Origin of the sequence: Aquirufa aurantiipilula (assembly GCF_019923745.1) — a bacterium.
Classification (GTDB): domain Bacteria; phylum Bacteroidota; class Bacteroidia; order Cytophagales; family Spirosomataceae; genus Aquirufa; species Aquirufa aurantiipilula.
This window is the reverse complement of record NZ_JAANOG010000035.1, coordinates 1-624: the sequence shown is the minus strand read 5'-3', so window position 1 is coordinate 624 and position 624 is coordinate 1. Positions and strand designations below refer to the sequence as shown.

The window sequence follows — 624 nt, the reverse complement described above, 5'->3', positions numbered from 1 at the left end:
AAGAACAAGACCGAAATCTTATTTATAAGACTATGTTTGATATTCTTCAAAAAGAACACGGTATTCAGTTGCCAAAAAAGTCTTTACCCAAGCAATCCAACGGCTCAAAGCCAAAGGAGAAGTAAGTTTATCTAAAGCTTGCAGATTGTTTGGAATTAGCCGTCAAGGAATTTATCAGCGTGAACAGCGGGTGAATAAAAGAGTGCGAGAATTACAGCAAGTAAAGGCTTCCGTAATTACAGAACGGATGTGTTTACCAAGACTTGGGACACGTAAGTTGTATTATCTACTCAAAGATAAGTTTGTTTGCAATGGTATAAAAATAGGAAGAGATGGGTTATTCGCTTTTTTGCAGTCAGAACATTTACTCATAAAACCTAAGCGTGCCTATCACAAAACAACTAATTCAAAACATTGGCTTCATAAATATCCTAATCTATTAAAAGATACTAAAGTTAAACGAATCAATGAAGTATGGGTAAGTGACATCACCTACATTGACACCAAGGAAAAAACAGCCTATTTAAGTCTAATAACCGACACTTTTTCTAGAAAAATCATGGGCTATCATCTTCATGAAACACTGCATACAGATGGGGTTGAAATGGCGTTAAAAGATGCTCT

General features: G+C 35.6%; 1 protein-coding gene. It reads left to right on the top strand.

Going from position 1 to position 624, the window contains the following annotated elements; genetic code table 11:
* Positions 1-145: 145 nt before the first annotated feature.
* Positions 146-624: DDE-type integrase/transposase/recombinase (locus tag G9H60_RS13225; RefSeq protein ID WP_394369796.1), on the top strand; the 479-nt coding region annotated here is incomplete at its 3' end.